Origin of the sequence: Enterobacter sp. CRENT-193, from assembly GCF_002787395.1 — a bacterium.
Taxonomy (GTDB): domain Bacteria; phylum Pseudomonadota; class Gammaproteobacteria; order Enterobacterales; family Enterobacteriaceae; genus Enterobacter; species Enterobacter hormaechei_C.
The window spans coordinates 2,373,220-2,394,571 of sequence record NZ_CP024812.1; the positions used below are offsets into that span (position 1 = coordinate 2,373,220).

19 protein-coding genes are annotated in these 21,352 nt (G+C 56.0%); 8 read left to right on the forward strand and 11 right to left on the reverse strand.

Annotated elements, in window-relative coordinates; translation table 11 throughout:
* Window positions 1-108 precede the first annotated feature (108 nt).
* The 4 genes from mepS to CU081_RS11700 all read right to left on the reverse strand — a co-directional run bounded on the left by mepS (window position 109) and on the right by CU081_RS11700 (window position 4,417).
* Window positions 109-678 carry a bifunctional murein DD-endopeptidase/murein LD-carboxypeptidase gene (gene mepS / locus CU081_RS11685; RefSeq protein WP_003859364.1) on the reverse strand — a complete coding sequence of 190 codons (570 nt, stop codon included), beginning with the start codon at window positions 676-678 and terminating at the stop codon, window positions 109-111.
* 415 nt (window positions 679-1,093) lie between these two features.
* Complete coding sequence (locus tag CU081_RS11690) at window positions 1,094-1,807, reverse strand: phosphatase PAP2 family protein (RefSeq protein ID WP_003859363.1); 714 nt, start codon at window positions 1,805-1,807, stop codon at window positions 1,094-1,096.
* A gap of 33 nt (window positions 1,808-1,840) precedes the next feature.
* The gene (locus CU081_RS11695; protein WP_003859361.1) at window positions 1,841-2,827 is read right to left on the reverse strand and encodes a CobW family GTP-binding protein; all 987 of its coding nucleotides are present in this window, start codon (window positions 2,825-2,827) and stop codon (window positions 1,841-1,843) included.
* Between the two features lie 123 nt (window positions 2,828-2,950).
* Complete coding sequence (locus CU081_RS11700; protein ID WP_003859359.1) at window positions 2,951-4,417, reverse strand: mannitol dehydrogenase family protein; 1,467 nt, start codon at window positions 4,415-4,417, stop codon at window positions 2,951-2,953.
* A 205-nt stretch (window positions 4,418-4,622) separates the two neighbouring features.
* Here CU081_RS11700 and uxuA point away from each other — a divergent pair, with 205 nt between their 5' ends.
* Window positions 4,623-5,813, forward strand: a complete 1,191-nt coding sequence (gene uxuA / locus CU081_RS11705; protein ID WP_015572308.1) for a mannonate dehydratase — start codon at window positions 4,623-4,625, stop codon at window positions 5,811-5,813.
* A gap of 116 nt (window positions 5,814-5,929) precedes the next feature.
* Here the strand turns inward: uxuA and yeiP are convergent, their stop codons facing one another.
* A complete protein-coding gene (gene yeiP / locus CU081_RS11710; RefSeq protein WP_003859355.1) occupies window positions 5,930-6,502 on the reverse strand; it encodes an elongation factor P-like protein YeiP in 573 nt (190 codons plus the stop codon).
* A 164-nt stretch (window positions 6,503-6,666) separates the two neighbouring features.
* Here yeiP and CU081_RS11715 point away from each other — a divergent pair, with 164 nt between their 5' ends.
* On the forward strand, window positions 6,667-6,921 hold the full coding sequence (locus tag CU081_RS11715; RefSeq protein WP_003859353.1) for a YkgJ family cysteine cluster protein: 255 nt from the start codon (window positions 6,667-6,669) through the stop codon (window positions 6,919-6,921).
* Here the strand turns inward: CU081_RS11715 and setB are convergent.
* Together setB and CU081_RS26245 are read right to left on the reverse strand one after the other, a co-directional pair.
* Window positions 6,918-8,099: a sugar efflux transporter SetB gene (gene setB, locus CU081_RS11720; protein WP_003859351.1), complete on the reverse strand. Its 1,182-nt coding sequence runs from the start codon at window positions 8,097-8,099 to the stop codon at window positions 6,918-6,920. The two genes, CU081_RS11715 and setB, sit on opposite strands and share 4 nt — an antisense overlap.
* Window positions 8,100-8,202: 103 nt before the next feature.
* On the reverse strand, window positions 8,203-8,382 hold the full coding sequence (locus CU081_RS26245) for a hypothetical protein (protein WP_162183707.1): 180 nt from the start codon (window positions 8,380-8,382) through the stop codon (window positions 8,203-8,205).
* A 75-nt stretch (window positions 8,383-8,457) separates the two neighbouring features.
* Between CU081_RS26245 and fruB the strand changes: the two genes are divergently transcribed.
* From fruB to fruA, 3 genes are read left to right on the forward strand one after another with little or no spacing between them, the layout of a single operon-like run.
* Window positions 8,458-9,588 (forward strand): fused PTS fructose transporter subunit IIA/HPr protein, encoded by a 1,131-nt coding sequence (gene fruB, locus CU081_RS11725; protein ID WP_003859349.1) that lies wholly within the window; start codon window positions 8,458-8,460, stop codon window positions 9,586-9,588.
* Window positions 9,588-10,526 (forward strand): 1-phosphofructokinase, encoded by a 939-nt coding sequence (gene fruK, locus CU081_RS11730; protein ID WP_006811313.1) that lies wholly within the window; start codon window positions 9,588-9,590, stop codon window positions 10,524-10,526. Before fruB ends, fruK begins: the two co-directional genes overlap by 1 nt.
* 16 nt (window positions 10,527-10,542) lie before the next feature.
* Window positions 10,543-12,228 (forward strand): PTS fructose transporter subunit IIBC, encoded by a 1,686-nt coding sequence (gene fruA, locus CU081_RS11735; protein ID WP_003859344.1) that lies wholly within the window; start codon window positions 10,543-10,545, stop codon window positions 12,226-12,228.
* Window positions 12,229-12,274: 46 nt separating this feature from the next.
* On the opposite strand, the gene nfo is transcribed toward fruA, so the two are convergent.
* Window positions 12,275-13,132: a deoxyribonuclease IV gene (nfo, locus tag CU081_RS11740; RefSeq protein ID WP_003859342.1), complete on the reverse strand. Its 858-nt coding sequence runs from the start codon at window positions 13,130-13,132 to the stop codon at window positions 12,275-12,277.
* A 64-nt stretch (window positions 13,133-13,196) separates the two neighbouring features.
* Complete coding sequence (locus CU081_RS11745; RefSeq protein WP_003859339.1) at window positions 13,197-14,243, reverse strand: YeiH family protein; 1,047 nt, start codon at window positions 14,241-14,243, stop codon at window positions 13,197-13,199.
* Window positions 14,244-14,340: 97 nt separating this feature from the next.
* On the opposite strand from CU081_RS11745, the gene yieE reads away from it, so the two are divergent.
* Both yieE and CU081_RS11755 read left to right on the forward strand, forming a co-directional pair.
* The gene (gene yieE, locus CU081_RS11750; RefSeq protein WP_003859337.1) at window positions 14,341-15,207 is read left to right on the forward strand and encodes a DNA-binding transcriptional regulator YeiE; all 867 of its coding nucleotides are present in this window, start codon (window positions 14,341-14,343) and stop codon (window positions 15,205-15,207) included.
* A gap of 170 nt (window positions 15,208-15,377) precedes the next feature.
* Window positions 15,378-16,844 (forward strand): amino acid permease, encoded by a 1,467-nt coding sequence (locus tag CU081_RS11755; RefSeq protein WP_003859336.1) that lies wholly within the window; start codon window positions 15,378-15,380, stop codon window positions 16,842-16,844.
* A gap of 56 nt (window positions 16,845-16,900) precedes the next feature.
* Here the strand turns inward: CU081_RS11755 and CU081_RS11760 are convergent, their stop codons facing one another.
* Together CU081_RS11760 and fghA are read right to left on the reverse strand one after the other, a co-directional pair.
* Window positions 16,901-18,886 (reverse strand): ligand-gated channel protein, encoded by a 1,986-nt coding sequence (locus CU081_RS11760; RefSeq protein WP_003859334.1) that lies wholly within the window; start codon window positions 18,884-18,886, stop codon window positions 16,901-16,903.
* Window positions 18,887-19,154: 268 nt separating this feature from the next.
* Entirely contained in the window at window positions 19,155-19,982 is an 828-nt protein-coding gene (fghA, locus tag CU081_RS11765; RefSeq protein ID WP_003859332.1) for an S-formylglutathione hydrolase, read from the reverse strand.
* 137 nt (window positions 19,983-20,119) lie between these two features.
* Here fghA and CU081_RS11770 point away from each other — a divergent pair, with 137 nt between their 5' ends.
* Window positions 20,120-21,268: a YbfB/YjiJ family MFS transporter gene (locus CU081_RS11770; RefSeq protein WP_003859330.1), complete on the forward strand. Its 1,149-nt coding sequence runs from the start codon at window positions 20,120-20,122 to the stop codon at window positions 21,266-21,268.
* The last annotated feature ends 84 nt before the right edge of the window (window positions 21,269-21,352 follow it).

Consider the following 21,352-nt stretch of genomic DNA (forward strand, 5'->3'; position numbering starts at 1 on the left):
AATGCCGCTGGTAGTTATCAGTGTAACGGGCAAAAAAAAACACTGCCGGAGCAGTGCTTTTTTTATCGTATCGCCAGCCAAGGGATAACCAACGATACGACAACAATATTAACTACGGCTCAGAACGCGGCGAGCTTCGTTGTAGCGTTTCTTCCAGTAAGGTTCGTTCATGCTGGAAATCGTCACACCGCTGCTGGTGGAAGCATGGACAAACTGATCGTTACCGATATAGATGCCAACGTGTCGACCGGTTGAACCTGCTCTGAACAGGACTAAATCGCCCGTGCGTAGTTTAGTGCGCGAAATGGATTTGCCCATCTCCTGCTGTTCATAGGTAGAACGCGGAAGGTCTAACCCAAACTGCTCACGGAACGTACGCTGTACGAAAGCGGAACAATCGATGCCTTTCTTGGTGCTGCCGCCCAGACGGTAACGCACGCCTTTCCAGTCAGCATACTGATCCATAATACGCGACTTAACGTCGAGATTACGTACCATATTTTCAAATTCATCCTGAGAGGCTTGCAGTGAAGAGGAATCTTCCATTCCCACAACACGCGTCTCAGGATGCATATTCTTCGCGGTATTCGTCGTACTACATGCCGAAAGCAGAACCGCCACTGCAATCGCCGGGATCCCCCGCAAGATATATCTCAAGATTGGTTGAGATTTGACCATTTTGTTTGTTTTCCCTTGAAGTCCTTAACGAAAATATCGTTATAAAAATGCCAACCGTGACGAGACTAATTATCTGTTCACAATGAGACAATTCTTTATGGTGAAAACTGTGGCTCAACGCACAAAATTATTCACCATGATAATAATTATCTCAGTGGGGCAAAACGAGTTCGAGGTTAACCGATTGCACGGGGTATTGCGAGCAAAAAAGTCCGATTTTTTATAAGAAAATGTGATACACAAAGTTACAGCGCGGAATTGCTCAAAATGCCGCCATTCATACCGATAATCCCTGCAATTGCTTCATTTTTATCACGAATTGTATGACAGGATGATGACAGCGTTGAATGACGCCGGAAAGAAGAGACTCAGGGACCGAAAACGATCCCCGATGAATGGTGTTAATTTGCGTTATTTATTTGTTTCTGACTTGTTTAAATTTACCGGGAAGATAGCGATCAAAAATACCTATTACGCGATCGCTCAGTGGGGTCATCAGCACCCACGGTAAACCAATTAACACCGCCGTGAGGGAGCCTACGGCGATATCTGTCAGCCAGTGAGCACCAATCATCACTCGCGGGAATGCAAATACCACCACAATAACCAGGGCGATGGCGAAGGCTTTTTTACCAAAATAGCGCAGCATGAAGCCTGCAAAAATCAGCAGCATCATACCGTGGTCGCCCGGGAAACTGTCCTTCGAGGCATCTTTGGTTGGAATATGAAGCAGCTCGCTGACGCGGTTAATATTCGGGAAAAAGAGCGACGGACTGGCGCGTTTAACCGGCATCAGATGCTGCGCCAGCTGGTTGATAATCACGGCCGTCAGCAGCATCACCAGGCCGATAATCAGAATACGGCGACGACCCGTTTTGTCTTCCTTCAGCCAGAAGGAGAGCATCAGACAGCCCATTGCCAGCAGCGAACAGCCGTCAAACGCGCGGTTGTTGGTGATCGCCACCAGCCACAGGAAGGCTTCACTCTTCGCCAGCGCCTGGTTAAAGAAGTGGAACAGCCCGGAATCCAGCGGGAACCAGAAACCGTGATCCGCCGGGATATACCAGGAGAAAAAGAGCGCCAGACCGGCAGCGTTGAGCAATAAAATAGCAGGAAGTCGAGTCGTCATAGTCTTCAGCAATGTGTGAAATCAGGGGCAACGTTAGCCGCCCAAACTTAAACGAAGCTTCAACAGGCTTGACTGGAGAGCATTCCAGTCGGTATTAACCGCACTAATTAACTCTATCCGGCTGTCGGGTGGCGCGACATTCTGGGTTTCAATAAAGAAATCCTCGCCCTGACGGTTAATGCGCACCAGACCATCCGGAGTGCGCATGATCCCTTTTACCCGCTCAACCGGCGCCAGTCTCGCCCATTCCAGTATACCAATGGTGTCGAAAACCGTATCGGCATCGAAGATCCACCCGCAGGCCTGGTGCCCCTGACCGCTGTTCAAATTTCGACGCCAGCGCTGATGTTCCGGCAGGCTCAGTGCAGCCAGGCCTTGCTTCGCGCCGTGGCTATGCGAATGCTCTGCGCTGGCAGGCAGTTGCGTCTGGTTGAGGCGGGGAAGATCGAGCAGGGCGCCATCAATGTTGCCCTGGGTGGTCTGCACGTATTGACGTCCACCGCCAGCCTGCTGCCACCAGGACTCGAACGCGGCCTGACTCTCAGCCGTCGCGCGATCGGATTTATTCGCCACGATAATATCTGCCGAGGCGAGCTGGTCGCGGAAATTGTCGTTGTTGATCGTTTTTTCATCCAGCAGCTGGCGGGGGTCTAACAGGCAAAGCGTCGCACGCAGCTCAAGCCACGGCTCGTATACCGGGGCGGTCAGTAAATCAAGGATTTGCTTAGGATGACCCAGCCCGGTAGGCTCAATCAGCAACCGGTCCGGCTTGCCCTGACGCAGCAGCGTATTCAGCCCGACCTGCATCGGCAGACCATTCACGCAGCACATACACCCGCCCGGGATCTCTTTCACCATCGCGCCGCTGTCGGCGAGCAACGCGCCGTCGATGCCGACTTCCCCAAATTCGTTGACCAGCACGGCCCACTTTTCCGCCGGATCTTTATTGGCCAGCAAATGCAGAATGGACGTAGTTTTACCGCTGCCGAGAAAACCGGTGATCAGGTTGGTTTTGGTCACGTGCGCTCCGATAAATAATTGTGATGTAGTAACAACTACCTATCATCCTGACGAAAAAATCGGGCATTGAGAAGAGGGAGGGCGAACGGAGCGTAAAACCGTTCGCCTTAAACGCAATAATCGCTAAATTTTTAACGTTTCGATAACGGCCTGACGCGCGCCGAGGCGGGTGATGCGCCGGTACGCCCCGGCTATCGCGTCGACAAAGACAGGGTTTTGCGGCAGGTCGTCGCCAAAAATTTCTTTCAGCGTCAGCAGGGCGTTAACGCGCTCCGCGTCGCTGCTGGCTTCAGCAATCGCATTAAACTTTTCGCTCAGCGGATCGCGCACGTCAATGGCGTTGCCCTGTTCGTCCGTCCCGCTGACGTAGCGCATCCAGCCCGCCACCCCCAGCGCCAGTAATGGCCAGGCGGTGTTACGCTCAAGATGCATGCGGATCCCATCCAGCATGCGCTGAGGCAGTTTCTGGCTGCCGTCCATGGCGATTTGCCATGTACGATGCTGAAGGGCCGGGTTGGCGAAGCGGTTAAGCAGGCTGTCAGCATAGGCTGTCAGATCAACGTTGGTGATGCGCAGCGTAGGGGCCTGCTCATTCAGCATCAGCCTGCGGGCAGCCTCGCGGAAACTGTCGTCCTGCATACATTCATTTATGTGCGCGTAGCCAGCAAGGTAGCCCAGATACGCGAGGAAGGAGTGGCTGCCGTTCAGCATCCGCAGCTTCATCTGCTCCCAGGGCAGGACATCCTCAACCATCTGTACGCCTGCAACCTCCCATTCCGGACGCCCGGCGACAAAGTTATCTTCCACTACCCACTGAATGAACGGTTCACAGCTGATGGCGCAGGGATCTTCAACGCCAAGTTCCTGGGTGATTTCCGCGAGTGAGGCGTCAGTGGCGGCGGGCACGATTCGGTCGACCATGGTACCAGGGAAGCTCACGTGCGCCTCGATCCATCCGGCCAGCTCTGCGGATCGCTTTCCGGCCATGCCGAGAACGGCATTTTTCACCACGTGGCCGTTGTCGGGAATATTGTCGCAGGAGAGCACGGTAAACGCCGGCAGGCCACGCTCGCGGCGGCGATGAAGCGCTTCGACCAGAATACCCGGTGCGGAATGTGGTTCAGACGGATGCTCGAGATCGTGCAGGATACGGCTGTTCTGCATATCCAGTTTTCCCGTCGCCGGATCGATGCAGTAGCCTTTTTCGGTAATGGTGAGGGAGACAATTGCCACCTGCGGTTCGCAGAATTTCTCAATAATGGCTGCCAGCGAGTCGAGTTTGGCGTTAAGGCACTCTTTTACCGCACCGATAATAATGGGCTGATTGCCTTCGGCACCTTTCTCCAGCACGGTAAACAGATGATCCTGCGCCCGGAGCTGGCCCATAAGGACATCGCCGCTAAAGAGGCTAATCTCACAAATTCCCCAGTCGCCTCCTCTGGCATTCAGTACCCGGTTTGTTAACAACGCCTGATGCGCCCGGTGGAACGCGCCAAAACCGAAATGGACGATGCGGGAGCGTAACTGCTCGCGATCGTAGCGGGGCTGCTGGACATGAGCAGGAAGCGCGGTGGAGGCAATAGTCTTCATGTAGTACACACCTGATTAACCATTAATTAACAATGCCAGTGTAAAGTTATATGACAACAAATTAAATTGGTAAGCCGTAAATATCCCTGTTATGTGAGTTTGATCAATCAATGTCACGCGCTGTATTGACCACTTCGATTAAACATGTATGGTAGTCGTCATTGAGGTAACACATATTGGTATAACAACTTGAGAGGGTGGGGCAATGGAACAAACCTGGCGTTGGTACGGGCCGAACGATCCGGTTTCTCTTGATGATGTGCGTCAGGCTGGCGCAACGGGTGTGGTCACGGCGCTGCATCATATTCCGAACGGTCAGGTGTGGCCGGTGGAGGAAATCCAAAAGCGTCAGGCTCAGCTGGCAGAGAAGGGGTTAACCTGGTCTGTTGTGGAAAGTATTCCGGTTCACGAAGATATCAAAACCCACTCCGGTGAGTGTGATACCTGGATTGCGAATTATCAGCAGAGCATTCGTAACCTGGCAGCCTGCGGTATTGATACCGTCTGCTACAACTTTATGCCGATTCTGGACTGGACGCGTACCGACCTGGAATATGAAATGGCCGATGGTTCGAAGGCGCTGCGTTTCGATCAAATCGCTTTTGCGGCTTTCGAGCTGCACATTCTGAAGCGTCCGGGTGCGGAAGCAGACTACACCGCCGAAGAGCAGCAGCAGGCGCTGGCGTGGTTCAATGCCGCCAGTGAAGCGGACATTGAGAAGCTGGTTCGCAATATCATCGCGGGCCTGCCGGGGGCGGAAGAGGGCTATACCCTCGATCAGTTCCGCGCGCGCCTGGCGGAATATGGCGATATCGATAAAAACCAGCTGCGTGAAAACATGGCGCACTTCCTGCGCGCTATCGTGCCGGTGGCAGAAGAAGTCGGCGTGCGGCTGGCGGTTCATCCGGACGATCCACCGCGTCCTATCCTCGGCCTGCCGCGTATTGTGTCTACGATTGAAGATATGCAGTGGCTAAAAGAGACGGTGGATAGCATCTACAACGGCTTTACCATGTGTACGGGCTCGTATGGGGTGCGGGCGGATAACGATCTGGTGCGGATGATCGAAACCTTCGGCGATCGCATTCATTTCACCCACCTGCGTGCAACCTGCCGTGAAGAGAATCCAAAAACCTTCCACGAAGCAGCCCATCTTGGCGGCGACGTGAACATGGTTGCGGTGGTGGATGCCATTCTCTCTGAAGAGGTTCGTCGTAAGCAGGCGGGAGATGTTCGTCCTATCCCGTTCCGTCCGGATCACGGGCACCAGATGCTGGACGATCTGCGCAAGAAAACGAATCCAGGGTATTCGGCGATTGGCCGTCTGAAAGGGATGGCGGAAGTGCGCGGTATCGAGCTGGCGCTGAAAATGACGAAGTATCCTGAACTTCTTTAAGTCTCATTGCCCGGTGGCGCTACGCTTACCGGGCCTACGAAAAACCGGCTCTGAGGCCGGTTTTTGTGTTTTTGTAGGCCGGGTAAGGCGTAGCCGCCACCCGGCAAATGCCACAATCAGTCAGCACGACCCATATAGCGTTTTTCTTCGATATGGATACGGATTTTCTCGCCCGCCGACAGGTACTCTGGCACCTGTACGACCAGACCGGTAGTCAGGGTAGCCGGTTTGTTACGCGCACTTGCAGACGCGCCTTTGATGCCCGGTGCCGTTTCAACGATTTCCAGATCAACTGTCTGCGGCAGCTCCAGCGCCAGCAGCACGCCATCCCAGGTGAGCACCTGCATGTCCGGCATTCCACCTTCAGGAATAAACAGCAGCTCTTCTTCGATCTGATCTTTGGTGAAGATATACGGGGTGTAATCTTCTTTATCCATGAACACGTATTCGTTGCCGTCAATGTAGGAAAAATCAACGTAGCGACGGGTCAGGGTTACGGTATCGACGATATCGTCGCCTTTAAAACGTTCTTCCACTTTCAGGCCGGTGCGGACATCGGAGAAACGCATTTTGTACAGCGTTGCTGCGCCACGGGCGCTGGGTGCCTGAATGTCGATATCTTTCACAATCAGCAGTTTGCCGTTGTAATTCAGTACCATACCTTTCTTAATTTCGTTCGCTCTTGGCATTGCAGTAATCCTGTTTACGGGAGGTAAAAAATATCGCGCCAAATTACTCGCGCGCGGCCTTTCAGGCAAGCGGAATTCGTGGGTTTTGCTATCAATACATAAAAGGTGTTACTGTGCGCGCAATGCCCGACTGCGCGGGCATCTGCCACCAACAGAGAGCATGTATGGATTGTCGTTCCGACTGTGGCGCGTGCTGTACCGCACCGTCCATCTCAAGCCCCATTCCAGGCATGCCGGAGGGCAAGCCTGCCAATACCCGCTGCGTTCAGCTCTCTGACACTAACCTGTGCATGATCTTTGGCTCGCCTTTACGCCCGAAGGTGTGCTCCGGGCTCCAGCCAACCGCCGAAATGTGCGGCAGTACGCGCCAGCAGGCCATCACTTATCTGCTTGAGCTGGAAGCGCTCACCGCGCCTTAAACGTCTTTGATTCGCGTCAGGCAGCTCAGCGTCATGACGCACATCACCAGCGCAATCCAGAACACTGTATGATAGTTCCAGATTTCAGCCACAACGCCCGCCAGTGAGCCTGCAATAATCCAGCCCACGCGGGTGGTATTCGTATAAAGGGTGGTGGCAGAGCCTGCCTGACCCGGCATCAGGTCCTGAAAGTAGAGCATGCCGATACCGGCCAGAATACCGATGTAAATGGCGTTCAGCAGCTGTAAAGCCAGAAGCAGGGCTGGCGTATGAACCGTCAGCATACCGACATAAAACAGCAGCCCGGCTACGGCGGCGACGCGCATCAAAAAGCGCTTGCCGAAGCGCTTCGCGTAATAGCCCGCAATCAGCATGGTGGGGATCTCAAGCCCCGCGGCGGTTCCCATCATGATCCCGGCCAGCTTCTCCGGCAGATGCAGCTCATCAATAATAAACAGCGGCATATTAATGATATAGAGGCTGTTCGTTCCCCACATCAGCGTACAGATAATGAATAACAGCAGCGCGTCGCGGCGGTTGCGTCGAGGTGCCTCTAGCGTGCCGGTCGCCACTTTCGGCTCTTTGCGCATGGAGGGGAGGAAGAACCAGACCATTGCGCCGCACACAACGAAGGCCACGGCTGCGCTGAGGTACATCACCGTAAAGCCAAAACCCATCGCCAGCGCGTAGGCAAGCGGGGGGCCAATCACCCACGCCAGCGACACCTGCGCGCGCAGTATCGAGCTGAACATCACCGCTTCCCGCCCGGTGCGGTCGGCATGCTCGCGGGCAAGGGCGAACATCTGCGGGTTGGCGGTCGAGCCGAAACTGCTCAGGAAGACGCCCACGAACAGCAGAATGAAGTAGTTACGGTTCCAGGCAAACAGCAGGCAGGCAAATACCCCGAGCAGGCAGCAAAAAACGATCAGGCTTTTGCGATCGCCTTTTCGGTCTGAACGACCGGCAAGAAACTGGCTGACGAAAATGCCAATGATGGCGCTCCCGGTAAAGAAGAAGCCAACCATCGCCGGACGGGCGTGAACTTCGTTGGTCAGAAACAGGCTCAGCGTAGGCGTTTGTAACGCACCGGCAATACCGGTGAGGAAAGCAACAATCAAAAACGCCGTTGACGTCAAATCAAAAGGCTTTGGTGAGGCGGCAGCGGGGGTGTTATGCATGTTCAGTCTTTGCGAGTAACAGAGAGAGGCGGAGTTTACGCCGCCCGTCATTAAATAAACAGAGGGTAAAGTCAAGATTGCTACAAAAAATCAAAATGGCATTTCAGTTTATCGCCGTTTCGCTGAAGCGTGCTGAACCTGTTTGCTGAACATCAGCAAAAACCCCTGAGCTGAAGAAGAAATGTGCTGCACTTCTAAATTCTGCAACAAGAAATGTAACTTTTCTTGCAACCTGTTGTAGAAAAGACAAGACTTCTTGAAACGTTTCAGCGCTATCTTGCATGTCCTGAAGAAGCAGGTTAGCGCCTATTTTCTCAGTTAAGCTGAAACGATTCAATTTCAGCAGGAGAGGAGAATCATGTTCCAGTTATCTGTTCAGGATATTCACCCGGGCGAACAGGCCGGGAATAAAGAAGAGGCTATTCGCCAGGTCGCCGCTGCGCTCGTGCAGGCTGGCAACGTGGCTGACGGCTACGTCAACGGCATGCTGGCGCGTGAACAGCAGACCTCCACCTTCCTCGGTAACGGTATTGCAATTCCGCACGGCACCACGGACACCCGCGATCAGGTGCTGAAAACCGGTGTGCAGGTCTTCCAGTTCCCGCAGGGCGTGCTGTGGGGCGAGGGTCAGGTGGCTTATGTGGCGATCGGCATCGCGGCCAGCGGTGACGAACACCTGGGCCTGCTGCGTCAGCTGACGCACGTGCTGAGTGATGATGCCGTCGCGGAACAGCTTAAATCCGCCACCACTGCTGAAGAACTGCGTGCCCTGCTGATGGGCGAAAAACAGAGCGAAGCGCTGAAGCTGGATAATGAAACCCTGACGCTGGACGTCGTTGCGTCCGATCTGGTAACGCTCCAGGCGCTGAATGCGGCTCGCCTGAAAGAGGTCGGTGCGGCGGATACCGCTTTTGTGACGCGCGCAATCAATGATAAGCCATTAAACCTGGGGCAGGGCATCTGGCTGAACGACAGTGCTGAAGGTAACCTGCGCAGCGCTATCGCGGTCAGCCGTGCTGCGGTTGCCTTTGAGACCGACGGTGAACGCGCCGCGATGCTGGTAACGGTTGCCATGACTGACGATCAGCCGGTTTCCGTGCTGAAGCGTCTGGGCGATCTGCTGCTGAACAATAAAGCTGAAAAACTGCTGAACGCAGACGCGGCGACGGTGCTGGCTCTGCTGACCAGCGACGATGCGCTGACGGATGACCTGCTGAGCGCAGAGTACGTGGTGCGTAACGAACATGGCCTGCATGCCCGTCCGGGCACCATGCTGGTGAATACCATTAAACAATTTGAAAGTGAGATCACCGTGACCAATCTGGACGGTTCGGGTAAACCAGCCAACGGGCGCAGCCTGATGAAAGTTGTCGCGCTGGGCGTGAAGAAAGGCCATCGTCTGCGCTTTACAGCGCAGGGTGCGGATGCTGAACAGGCGCTGAAAGCGATTGGCGACGCCATCGCGGCTGGTCTGGGGGAGGGCGCATAATGAGCAGACGTGTTGCGACCATTACGCTGAACCCGGCTTACGATCTGGTGGGGTTCTGCCCGGAAATTGAGCGTGGCGAAGTTAACCTGGTGCGGACGACCGGCCTGCATGCCGCAGGGAAAGGCATTAACGTGGCGAAAGTGCTGAAAGATCTCGGCATCGACGTCACCGTTGGCGGCTTCCTCGGTAAAGACAACCAGGACGGTTTTCAGCAGCTGTTCAGCGAGTTGGGCATCGCCAACCGTTTTCAGGTTGTGCAGGGCCGTACCCGCATTAACGTTAAGCTGACCGAGAAAGACGGTGAAGTGACCGATCTGAACTTCTCCGGCTTCGAAGTGACCCCGGCTGACTGGGAGCGCTTTGTTGCCGATTCCCTGAGCTGGCTGGGCCAGTTTGACATGGTGTGCGTCAGCGGCAGTCTGCCCTCCGGCGTCAGCCCGGAAGCGTTCACCGACTGGATGACGCGCCTGCGCAGCCAGTGCCCGTGCATTATTTTCGACAGCAGCCGCGACGCGCTGGTCGCCGGTCTGAAAGCCTCTCCGTGGCTGGTTAAGCCTAATCGCCGCGAACTGGAGATCTGGGCGGGCCGTAAGCTGCCAGAATTAAAGGATGTGATTGACGCTGCCCATGCGCTGCGCGAGCAGGGTATCGCTCACGTGGTGATTTCGCTGGGTGCAGAAGGTGCCCTGTGGGTTAACGCCTCCGGGGAATGGATTGCCAAACCGCCTTCAATGGAGGTGGTCAGCACCGTGGGTGCCGGGGATTCGATGGTTGGCGGTCTGATCTACGGTCTGCTGATGCGCGAATCCAGTGAACATACCTTACGTCTTGCTACCGCCGTTGCGGCCCTGGCCGTGAGCCAGAGCAATGTCGGTATTACCGATCGTACCCAGTTAGCCGCGATGATGGCGCGCGTTGACTTAAAACCTTTTAACTAACAGCAGGAGAGGAATAATGAAAACGCTGCTGATCATTGACTCCGGTCTCGGACAGGCTCGTGCCTATATGGCGAAGACCCTGCTGGGCGCGGCGGCACAAAAAGCGCACCTGGATATCATTGATAACCCGGGTGATGCTGAAATGGCGATTGTTCTGGGCGACAAAATCCCCGCTGACAGCGCCCTGAACGGCAAAAAAGTGTGGCTGGGTGATATTAATCGCGCGGTGGCACATCCTGAACTGTTTCTGAGCGAAGCAAAAGGTCATGCGACGGTTTACAGCGCACCTGTTGAGGCGGCGCCGGTTGCCGCCGTTGGGCCGAAACGCATTGTTGCGGTAACGGCCTGCCCGACAGGTGTGGCGCACACCTTTATGGCGGCTGAAGCCATTGAAACCGAAGCGAAAAAACGTGGCTGGTGGGTGAAGGTTGAAACTCGCGGCTCTGTTGGCGCGGGCAATGCCATCACGCCTGAAGAGGTGGCGGAAGCCGATCTGGTGATTGTGGCGGCGGATATCGAAGTGGATCTGGCGAAGTTTGCCGGCAAGCCGATGTACCGTACCTCTACCGGCCTGGCGCTGAAGAAGACCGCGCAGGAGTTTGATAAGGCGCTGGCAGAAGCCAAACCGTATCAGGCAACCGGTGCGGCTAAAACTGCGACTGAAGGGAAAAAAGAGTCTGCGGGTGCGTATCGTCACCTGCTGACCGGCGTGTCCTACATGCTGCCGATGGTGGTGGCGGGCGGCCTGTGTATTGCGCTCTCCTTCGCCTTTGGTATCGAGGCGTTTAAAGAGCCGGGCACGCTGGCGGCCGCGTTGATGCAGATTGGCGGCGGCTCCGCGTTTGCGCTGATGGTGCCAGTGCTGGCGGGCTTTATCGCCTTCTCCATTGCTGACCGTCCGGGTCTGACGCCGGGTCTTATCGGCGGTATGCTGGCCGTGAGCACCGGTTCTGGCTTTATCGGCGGTATCATTGCCGGTTTCCTCGCCGGTTATGTGGCGAAGCTGATCAGCTCGAAGCTGAAGCTGCCGCAGAGTATGGAAGCGCTGAAACCTATCCTGATCATCCCGCTGATTTCCAGCCTGGTGGTCGGTCTGGCGATGATTTACCTGATTGGTAAGCCGGTCGCGGGCATTCTGGAAGGTCTGACCCACTGGCTGCAAACCATGGGGACGGCGAATGCGGTGCTGCTGGGCGCAATCCTCGGCGGTATGATGTGTACCGACATGGGGGGGCCGGTGAACAAAGCGGCATATGCGTTTGGCGTTGGCCTGCTGAGTACCCAGACCTACGCGCCGATGGCGGCGATCATGGCGGCAGGTATGGTGCCACCGCTGGCGCTTGGCCTGGCGACGATCATTGCCCGTCGTAAGTTCGATAAAGCGCAGCAGGAAGGCGGTAAAGCTGCGCTGGTGCTGGGCCTGTGCTTCATCACCGAAGGCGCAATTCCGTTTGCGGCGCGCGATCCAATGCGTGTTCTGCCGTGCTGTATCGTGGGTGGTGCGGTGACGGGGGCTATCTCCATGGCCGTAGGTGCGAAACTGATGGCGCCGCACGGCGGTCTGTTTGTCCTGCTGATCCCTGGCGCCATCACGCCGGTGCTGGGTTATCTGCTGGCGATTGTTGCCGGTACGCTGGTGGCGGGCCTCTCTTACGCGGTGCTGAAACGTCCGGAAGCGGAAGTTGTGGCGAAAGCAGCGTAAGCGGTAAGCAATAAAAAAGCCGGGTGCTAATGCAACCCGGCTTTTTTTATGCCGCCTGTTCAGCGGTTTGCTGTGCCTTCAGCCAGGCAATCTCTTCTGCCCAGATGTCCGGATTGATGGTTTCCAGCACCATCGGAATACCGTCGAAGCGAGCGTCCTGCATGATAAAGCGGAACGCATCGTGGCCGATGTTGCCTTCGCCCAGGCTGTGATGGCGGTCAACGCGGCTACCAAAGGCGCTTTTCGCATCGTTTAAGTGCATACCGCGAAGATATTTAAAACCAACAATACGCTCGAACTCCTCGAAGGTATTTTTTGTGGCCTCAGTTGTGCGCAGGTCATAACCGGCCGCAAACGCGTGGCAGGTATCAATGCACACGCCCACGCGGGATTTGTCTTCCACGCCGTCGATGATCGCCGCCAGATGCTCAAACTTAAAGCCGAGGTTGCTGCCCTGACCGGCGGTATTCTCAATCACTGCCGTCACGCCCTGGGTTTTATCCAGCGTCATGTTAATTGACTCGGCGATGCGCGCCAGACAGGCGTCTTCGTCGATTTGCATCAGATGGCTGCCGGGATGGAAATTCAGCAGCGTTAGCCCCAGTTGCTCACAGCGCTGAACCTCATCCAGGAACGCTTCGCGGGATTTTTCCAGCGCCTCGGCAACCGGGTGACCGAGGTTAATGAGGTAGCTGTCATGGGGAAGGATCTGGCCAGGCCCGTAGCCGTATTTCTCGCAGGCGGCTTTGAAGTCATCAATCACTTCCGCGGTGAGGGGAGCTGCGCGCCACTGGCGCTGGTTTTTGGTGAACAGGGCGAAAGCGGTCGCCTCGATTTCGGCGGCGCGAATGGCGGCATTCGCAAGGCCACCGGCAGCGCTGACGTGCGCTCCAACATATTTCATAAAAAGACTCCTGTTAACCCGAAATGCCTATGATAACGGGTTAACAGGAGAAGGACGAGATGGTTTATGCCAACAGGCTGTGTACCGCAAGGTTAATCGCACCGCCGCCAACTATCAGCCAGATGAACAGCACCAGCGCCATCAGCAGCGGTTTCGCCCCGGCTTTTTTCAGCGCGCTGACGTGCGTGGTGATGCCCAGCGCCGCCATTGCCATCGCCAGCAGGACCGTATCCAGCGTGACCAGCATATCCACCATCGCTTTTGGCAGCAGGTGGAAAGAGTTGAAGACAGCGACCACGATGAACAGGATCGCAAACCACGGAATGGTGATTTTGCTTTTCTCGCTGCCGCCTGCCGGAGCAAGCTGTTTAACCCGCGCCGCGAGGAAAATCAGGAACGGGGCCAGCATCATTACGCGCAGCATTTTGGCGATGACCGCCGCGTTTTCCGCTTCCGGGTTAATGGCGTGACCTGCCGCCACCACCTGCGCCACTTCGTGCATGGTTGAGCCGATATAAATGCCGTAGGTTTCCGGACTAAACCAGTGCGCCACCAGCGGATACATGGCCGGATACAGGAAGATCGCCAGCGTACCGAAGATAACTACCGTCGCGACGGCAACCGTGACTTTACTGGCTTCGGCTTTAACGACGGGTTCTGTTGCCAGTACCGCCGCCGCGCCGCAGATGCTGCTACCCGCACCGATCAGCCAGCTGGTCTGTTTGTCCAGCCCAAAGATCTTCTGGCCGATAAAGCACGCCAGTAAAAAGGTGCTCGAAAGGGTCAGGACGTCAATGGCAATCCCGCTGACACCCACATCCGCAATCTGCGAAAAGGTGAGACGGAAGCCATAAAGGATGATCCCGAGACGTAATAAATGCTGCTTGGCGAAAATCACGCCGCCGTCGCAGGATTTCCAGATGTGCGGGTAAACGGTGTTCCCGACCACCATGCCGAGCAGAATGGCCAGCGTCAGGGCGCTGAACCCTGCACCGGCAACCGCCGGTATACTGCCGCCCCATAAGGCCACGCCGGTAACCACGGCGCTGAGCGCGAGACCCGGCACGAAGTGCCACACTGTACGATGATGTTGTAAGGTGATTTCTGACATAACCTTCTCCTTTGTCTGGCTAAAGGTTACGGCGCTCTGGCTTAAAAATAAAATTGATTATATATTTATAATCAATCTTTATAAGTGGTAAGCAACCATGCACATTACATTGCGTCAGCTGGAAGTTTTTGCCGAGGTGCTGAAAAGCGGCTCGACAACCCAGGCGTCACAAATGCTGGCGCTCTCGCAGTCCGCCGTTAGCGCGGCCTTGACCGATCTTGAAGGGCAACTGGGCGTCCAGCTTTTCGACAGGGTAGGGAAGCGGCTGGTGGTGAACGAACATGGCCGCCTGCTGTATCCGCGTGCCCTGGCTTTACTGGAGCAGGCGACGGAGATCGAACAGCTGTTCCGCGAGGACAACGGCGCTATTCGCGTCTACGCCAGCAGCACGATCGGTAACTACATCCTGCCGGAAGTGATTGCCCGCTACCGCCGGGATTTTCCGACCCTGCCGCTGGAGATGAGCGTCGGCAACAGCCAGGACGTGATCAACGCGGTGATTGATTTCCGCGTGGACATCGGGCTTATCGAAGGGCCGTGCCACAACGTGGATATCATTGCGGAGCCCTGGCTGGAGGATGAGCTGGTGGTGTTTGCCTCTCCGGCCTCTTCTTTACTCCAGGGCGAGGTCACGCTGGAGCGGCTGGCGCAAGCGCAGTGGATCCTGCGAGAGCAGGGCTCCGGCACGCGTGAGATTGTCGATTATCTGCTGCTGTCCCATCTACCGCAGTTCCAGTTAGGGATGGAATTAGGTAACTCCGAGGCCATTAAGCATGCCGTACGCCATGGTCTGGGCATTAGCTGTCTTTCCCGACGGGTGATTGCCGAACAGCTGGAAACCGGCTCACTGGTTGAGATCCCTGTTCCGCTGCCGAAGCTGGTGCGCACGCTGTGGTGCATCCATCATCGTCAGAAACACCTTTCCAGCTCGCTCCAGCGTTTTCTGCGCTACTGCGAGATGTAAAAGCGCACCTCACCCTGGCCCTCTCCCCAAAGGGGAGAGGGAAAAATTATGCTTTACTTATAATCCTGGCCGAGTCATGAAGCTCTCTTATAACTGAGTATTTCTGCCGGAAGCAACGCAGATCGTCTGCTACAATCGCGCCTCATTTATTGAATGGACAGCATTTTCACATGGTTTCAGAAACTAAAACCACACAAGCGCCCGCGCTACGTCGCGCACTTAAGGCGCGTCACCTGACGATGATCGCCATTGGCGGCTCCATCGGTACGGGTCTTTTCGTTGCCTCTGGCGCAACAATTTCGGCAGCCGGCCCGGGTGGGGCATTATTCTCTTATATCCTGATTGGCCTGATGGTCTACTTCCTGATGACCAGCCTGGGCGAACTGGCGGCATACATGCCGGTGTCTGGTTCGTTTTCGACCTACGGACAAAAATACGTTGAGGAAGGCTTCGGCTTCGCGCTGGGCTGGAACTACTGGTACAACTGGGCGGTGACCATCGCCGTTGACCTCGTCGCGGCACAGCTGGTGATGACCTGGTGGTTCCCTGACACGCCCGGCTGGATCTGGAGCGCCCTGTTCCTGGCGGTCATCTTCCTGCTGAACTACATCTCCGTGCGCGGTTTCGGCGAAGCGGAATACTGGTTCTCTTTGATTAAAGTGGCAACCGTCATCATCTTTATCGTCGTCGGTGTGGCGATGATCGTTGGTATTTTCAAAGGGGCTGAACCGGCGGGCTGGAGTAACTGGACAATAGGCGATGCGCCGTTTGCCGGGGGCTTCTCGGCGATGATTGGCGTGGCGATGATTGTCGGCTTCTCCTTCCAGGGTACCGAGTTGATTGGCATTGCGGCCGGTGAATCCGAAAACCCGGAGAAGAATATTCCGCGCGCGGTGCGTCAGGTGTTCTGGCGTATCCTGCTGTTCTATGTGTTCGCGATCCTGATTATCAGCCTGATCATTCCGTATACCGACCCAAGCCTGCTGCGTAACGACGTAAAAGACATCAGCGTCAGCCCGTTCACGCTGGTCTTCCAGCACGCGGGTCTGCTCTCAGCGGCGGCGGTGATGAACGCGGTGATCCTGACGGCGGTACTGTCTGCGGGTAACTCCGGGATGTACGCCTCCACCCGCATGCTCTACACCCTGGCCTGCGACGGTAAAGCACCGCGTATTTTCTCGAAACTGTCTCGCGGTGGCGTGCCACGCAACGCGCTGTATGCGACCACGGTGATTGCGGGTCTCTGTTTCCTGACCTCCATGTTCGGCAACCAGACGGTCTACCTGTGGCTGCTGAACACCTCTGGTATGACGGGCTTCATTGCCTGGCTGGGCATTGCCATCAGCCACTACCGTTTCCGTCGCGGGTACGTCAAGCAGGGGCATGATCTGAATAACCTGCCGTACCGGTCAGGATTCTTCCCGCTGGGGCCGATCTTCGCCTTCGTTCTGTGCCTGATTATTACCCTGGGTCAGAACTATGAGGCCTTCCTTGCGGACACCATTGACTGGGGCGCCGTCACGGCCACCTATATTGGCATTCCGCTGTTCCTGATCATCTGGTTTGGCTACAAACTGACGAAAGGAACACGCTTCGTTCGCTACAGTGAAATGGATTTCCCGGAACGATTTAAATAATAACCGCACTTCCTCTCTTTTAGCCCGCTCAGTTGAGCGGGCTTTTTTATGGCAGATCAGAAGCTGTAGGTCATGCCAACGGTATAGCGGCGGCCATCCAGCACGGTGTCATACGTATCGTAATCAATCTGCTTATCGAGCACGTTATACACACCGGCAGTAACCAGCAGGTTTTTGTTGGCGTTGTAGCGCATACCGACATCAACCTGAGTGTAGGACGGCGTACCCTGGGACATTGACGTGCGGCTCAGGTACTCAGACGTTTTACCGCGCAGGTTCAGACGGCTCCAGAACCCGACGTCTGGTGTCGCCTGCCAGTCCAGGGTGGTGTTGAACATGTGTTTCGGCATTTTGTTCAGCGGCTTGCCGGAGAACTGGCCGCTCTTCTGCTCGGACTCTGTATAGGTGTAGTTTGCAGTCCAGTTCACATCACGCGTGATCTTCCACCCGAAGGAGGACTCCACACCGCGCATGTTGGCTTTGTCCACGTTGACGCGATCGCTGACGAAATCATAGCTGTGACCGCCAATCGTACAGGCGGGATCGGCGCTGCTGTTACAGCGGCGAACTTCCGTAATTTTGTCCTTGAAGTCGGTATTAAACAGCGTTACGCCGGCATTCAGGTCATCGTTGTTATCCCAGAGCAGGGCGAGCTCTTCGCTCAGGCTCTTCTCTGGTTTCAGATCCGGGTTGCCGACGATGATACCGTCAAGACGGCCGCCACCTGTCACCTGGCCCCAGCTGGCAGACGACTGACGCAGATCCGGCGCACGATAGCCAGCAGAAACCCCGCCTTTCAACGTCCACTGATCGGCCAGGTGCCATACGCCGTAACCGCGCGGCGTCCAGTTAGTACCGTAGTTTTGGTCTTTGTCCATACGCAGGCCGCCGGTCAACGTAAAGCTTTCCGTCATTGACCATTCATCTTCGGCAAACAGGGCCCAGCTCCAGCGCGTCAGTTTGTTCAGGCCGTCAGCAGCTTCCAGCTGATTACCGTTGTCGCGCAGTTTCTCATAGCGATACTGCCCGCCGAGGGTCAACGTATGATCGCCGAGGAAAATCTGGTTCTGGTTGTTGAAGGTGGTGTTATAGGAGCGCATTTCGCGACCTGGATTATTGGTCTCTTCCTGCTGGATATAGCTGGTGGTATTGAAGTCTTCGTAATAACCACTGTGGGTTAACGAGTAGGTCGTGTGCTCATAGCGCGAGTCGCTTTTGGTATTTGGCGTACAGGTTGTTCCCCGGCAGGTTTCAGCCGCTTTCGACATCCCCGGGGTGCTGTTTCTGTCCTGAAGTTCGCGAGCAAAGTCGAGGTCGAAATCGTTCTTCTCGTCCGGCGTGAAGTTCAGCGTAATGCCACCGTTACGCATTTTCTGCTCGTTATAGCCGTTCACGATTTTATCTTCTGCGCGGCGTGACAACAGCCCCGTCACCTTTGCGCCCAGAAGTCCGTCGATCAGGGGACCAGAGGCGTAGGCGTTGGTCTGGAAGATATCGCCGGAATCATGATTTTCCTGGAAGGTTGCATCGCCATGCAACGAACCGGTCCAGGCTTTGGTGTTCGAGACTTTTTTGGTAATGACGTTAATGACGCCACCCATCGCATCGGAGCCGTAAAGCGAGGACATCGGGCCGCGGATGACCTCGATGCGCTCAATGGACTCAAGCGGCGGCAGCCAGCCTTGTTCAATACCCGAGTTGTCGCTGTTGGGGCGGGTGCTTCGCGTACTGACGCGTTTGCCGTTCACCAGGAACAGGGTGTACTGAGAGGCCATGCCGCGAATACTGATATCACTGCTGCTCCCGCCGCCAGTGACGACAACACCCGGGACATCTCTCAGGGCATCGGTAACATCACGGTAGGCTTTATCTTCAATCTGCTGTTTTGAAATCACAGAGATGGAGGCGGGGGCATTCTGGATCTTTTGTTCAAAACCCGTTGCAGTGACGACAACGGTGTCCTGATCGGCTGCGTGAACGAAGGGGGAACATGTGGCAGCGCCAATGGCGACGGCCAGGAGCTTAATGCGTGGTATTGTCATTTGTACATTCCGTATAAAAATGAAAAAAACTCCATCGGGATAACCCTGAGAACTGTATGTTTTTGTCTTGTAAGAACTCTTTGAGATGGAGAAGAGCCTGGAATTGTACAAAAGAATGTAGAATTGTAAACACAAATGATAATTGAAATCATTTGTGTTTGAGTGATGGCGACGGAAAACAGGCTGGATTCAAGCGGATAGAAGTATGTAAAGAGGGGGAGGGGAAAGACCCGGCAGGCAGGAGGCGCTACCGGGCAAAAGGCGGAACTTACCTGAACAGATGCTCCGCATGGAAGCGGAGATGATCCTCAATAAAGGACGCCATGAAGTAATAGCTGTGGTCGTATCCCGGTTGAATGCGCAGCGTTAGCGGCCAGTCCTTCTGGCGCGCGGCTTCCGCCAGCACCGCAGGCTGTAACTGCCCGGCGAGGAACTGATCGGCATCACCCTGATCCACCAGCATCGGGATAGCGTCTTCTGACTGGCTCGCCAGCATCAGCGCGCAGCTATCCCATTCCTGCCATTTCTCTACATCTTCACCCAGATAGTGCCTAAAGGCTTTTTGCCCCCACGGCACCTGCGTTGGGTTCACAATCGGCGCAAATGCGGACACGCTGGTGTATTTCCCCGGATTTTTTAGCGCCATTATCAGCGCCCCGTGGCCACCCATCGAATGTCCGCTTATCGCGCAGCGCTCGCTGACCGCGAACTGAGAGTGCACCAGGGCAGGCAGTTCATCGCGAATGTAGTCATACATGCGGTAATGGCTCGCCCACGGTTGTTCCGTGGCGTTGAGATAGAAGCCAGCGCCTTTACCCAAGTCGTATCCGGCATCGTCGGCCACGTCCTCGCCACGCGGGCTGGTATCTGGCATCACCAGCGCAATGCCCAGTTCGGCGGCAATACGCTGGGCGCCCGCTTTGGTGGTGAAGTTTTCGTCGTTGCAGGTCAGGCCTGAAAGCCAGTACAGCACCGGTGGATTGTCCGCAGGGGGCAGGAAAATGCTGAACGTCATAGCACAATTCAGCGTGGTGGAGTCGTGCCGCCAGCGCTGCTGTCGACCTTCAAAACAACGATGCTCTTCGAGCAGTTCCATGCAGGGCTCCTTATACGAAAGACTATTCATAAAACGCATAATACAGAGTTTTCATTGACCTGTGAGCAACTTTCACTTTCGCAGGACGGCGAGATGTTGCATCATAAATTTACTTTTCTTTAACAATTGGAGCGATCATGGCGCTGCGTATCGCGCTCAGCGGATTTGTGGTTCTGGTCGTGGCGATGGGGATAGGACGCTTCGCCTTCACACCTCAGGTGCCGCTGATGATAGCCGCCGGGCAACTCACGCTTACCAGCGCGGGGCTGGTGGCGGCAATGAACTATCTGGGCTATCTGGTAGGGGCATGGGATGCCATGCGCGCCCATCGCTTCGTTGAAACACGTCTCTGGCTTGGCATCACCGGTGCGGTGGCGCTGACGCTGCTCTCCGCGGCGGCAGAGAATGCCGTTGTTCACGGTCTGCTGCGCTTTGTGATCGGCTGCATGAGCGGCTGGTCGATGGTGCTGATTGCCGCCTGGACCAACGAGCGGCTGGGGCAGCTGGGCAAACCGGGACTCAGTGCGGCCGTCTTTGCCGGACCAGGGGCCGGCATCGCCCTGAGCGGCCTGCTGGCGGTCTATATTCAGGCGAAATCCTTGTCCGCCGGGGCGGCATGGCAAATCTACGGCGTACTGGCGCTGGTGCTGATCGTACTGGTGGCGCGCTACCTGCCGCGCGCAGGTCAGCTTCATCGCCCTGGTACCGCGCCTGAGCCGTTGCTGCTGACTGCGGATCTCAGGCGTCTGGTCTGGAGCTACAGCCTGGCAGGGTTCGGCTATATCCTCCCGGCGACCTTTTTATCGCAAATGGCGGCGGTGCGTTTTCCCGGCAGCCTGTTTGCCCAGTTTGTCTGGCCAATATTTGGCGCCGCCTCGGTGGTGGGGATTGCGCTGAGCATTGCCCTGCGGCATACATCAAGCGCTAACCGCAGGCTGGCGATTGTTCTTTGGTTACAGGGGATTGGCGTGCTGGCGGCCTGGTTGCTGCCGGGCATAGGCGGCTTGCTGACGGGGGGGCTGCTGGTGGGCGGCGGGTTCCTCTGCGCCGTGCAGCTCTCTCTTCTGTACGGTCGCGAGCTGGCGCCAGACCACACGCGTTACATGGCGGGACTGCTCACCACCGGGTATGCCATTGGTCAGCTGGTGGGTCCGGTCACGTCGGCTCTGTCGACCTGGCTCACGCACCGTCTGGAACCTGCGCTGGGGCTGGCGGGGATCGCGCTGTTCGTTGGCGGAGCGTTAGTCTGGAACCGTCAGGCTGAAAGGCAACAGCAATTGCAATAATTATCGTCGTGAATACTGGATTATGTGCGTCGCCTCACGCACAATGAGCGCACACTTTTGCCACAACGAGGGCAAAAGACGCCA

Excerpts from the sequence above, each read along its gene's own strand:
- CU081_RS11690 (WP_003859363.1), bottom strand. The coding sequence starts at position 1,807 with ATGACGACTCGACTTCCTGCTATTTTATTGCTCAACGCTGCCGGTCTG.
- CU081_RS11755 (WP_003859336.1), top strand. The coding sequence starts at position 15,378 with ATGGTTTCAGAAACTAAAACCACACAAGCGCCCGCGCTACGTCGCGCA.
- nfo (WP_003859342.1), bottom strand. The coding sequence starts at position 13,132 with ATGAAATATGTTGGAGCGCACGTCAGCGCTGCCGGTGGCCTTGCGAAT.
- setB (WP_003859351.1), bottom strand. The coding sequence starts at position 8,099 with ATGCATAACACCCCCGCTGCCGCCTCACCAAAGCCTTTTGATTTGACG.
- yeiP (WP_003859355.1), bottom strand. The coding sequence starts at position 6,502 with ATGCCAAGAGCGAACGAAATTAAGAAAGGTATGGTACTGAATTACAAC.
- CU081_RS26245 (WP_162183707.1), bottom strand. The coding sequence starts at position 8,382 with ATGCAAGATAGCGCTGAAACGTTTCAAGAAGTCTTGTCTTTTCTACAA.
- fruA (WP_003859344.1), top strand. The coding sequence starts at position 10,543 with ATGAAAACGCTGCTGATCATTGACTCCGGTCTCGGACAGGCTCGTGCC.
- CU081_RS11745 (WP_003859339.1), bottom strand. The coding sequence starts at position 14,243 with ATGTCAGAAATCACCTTACAACATCATCGTACAGTGTGGCACTTCGTG.
- CU081_RS11770 (WP_003859330.1), top strand. The coding sequence starts at position 20,120 with ATGGCGCTGCGTATCGCGCTCAGCGGATTTGTGGTTCTGGTCGTGGCG.
- yieE (WP_003859337.1), top strand. The coding sequence starts at position 14,341 with ATGCACATTACATTGCGTCAGCTGGAAGTTTTTGCCGAGGTGCTGAAA.
- mepS (WP_003859364.1), bottom strand. The coding sequence starts at position 678 with ATGGTCAAATCTCAACCAATCTTGAGATATATCTTGCGGGGGATCCCG.
- fruB (WP_003859349.1), top strand. The coding sequence starts at position 8,458 with ATGTTCCAGTTATCTGTTCAGGATATTCACCCGGGCGAACAGGCCGGG.
- uxuA (WP_015572308.1), top strand. The coding sequence starts at position 4,623 with ATGGAACAAACCTGGCGTTGGTACGGGCCGAACGATCCGGTTTCTCTT.
- CU081_RS11715 (WP_003859353.1), top strand. The coding sequence starts at position 6,667 with ATGGATTGTCGTTCCGACTGTGGCGCGTGCTGTACCGCACCGTCCATC.
- CU081_RS11700 (WP_003859359.1), bottom strand. The coding sequence starts at position 4,417 with ATGAAGACTATTGCCTCCACCGCGCTTCCTGCTCATGTCCAGCAGCCC.
- fruK (WP_006811313.1), top strand. The coding sequence starts at position 9,588 with ATGAGCAGACGTGTTGCGACCATTACGCTGAACCCGGCTTACGATCTG.
- CU081_RS11760 (WP_003859334.1), bottom strand. The coding sequence starts at position 18,886 with ATGACAATACCACGCATTAAGCTCCTGGCCGTCGCCATTGGCGCTGCC.
- fghA (WP_003859332.1), bottom strand. The coding sequence starts at position 19,982 with ATGGAACTGCTCGAAGAGCATCGTTGTTTTGAAGGTCGACAGCAGCGC.